Source organism: Polaromonas sp. P1_G2, assembly GCF_056405515.1.
The window spans coordinates 1-448 of record NZ_JBFUBY010001168.1 but is presented as its reverse complement, the minus strand read 5'-3'; the positions used below and the strand labels follow the sequence as shown (position 1 = coordinate 448).

Here is a 448-nt window from a genome sequence, read left to right as displayed (position 1 = left end):
GTGCGAAACCTCGCGCGGACCTGGGCTGAGGACCTGAAAGGCACCGGTATCCGGGTAAACGTACTGTCGCCCGGAGCGACAGCGACCGAACTCGCCAAGGACGCGTTAGGCGAGGAGGGCCAGAAGGCCTTCGCGGCGATGACTCCACTCCAGCGCATGGCCGATCCGGCGGAGATCGCGGCCGTGGCGGCATTTCTCGCGTCCTCGGACAGCAGCTTCATGACCGCCAGCGAGGTCGCCGTCGACGGCGGCCTGGCGCAACTCTGACCCCGGCACGATCCCGTGTCTGGACAACACAACGAAGGATAGAACATCATGAAAAAACTCGAAGGTAAAATCGCAGTCATCACCGGCGGAAGCAGCGGGATCGGCTTGGCCACAGCCAAGCGCTTCGTGGAGGAAGGTGCGCATGTCGTGATCACCGGGCGACGCGAGAAAGCGTTGAAGG

At 63.4% G+C, this 448-nt stretch carries 2 protein-coding genes; both read left to right on the top strand.

Annotation, left to right across the window (positions count from 1 at the left end; all coding sequences use genetic code 11):
- Positions 1–267, top strand: a 267-nt coding sequence (locus AC1D0P_RS29600) for an SDR family NAD(P)-dependent oxidoreductase (protein WP_477679992.1), incomplete at its 5' end; no start/stop codon positions are given.
- 48 nt (positions 268–315) lie between these two features.
- Positions 316–448, top strand: a 133-nt coding sequence (locus tag AC1D0P_RS29595; RefSeq protein WP_477679993.1) for an SDR family NAD(P)-dependent oxidoreductase, incomplete at its 3' end; no start/stop codon positions are given.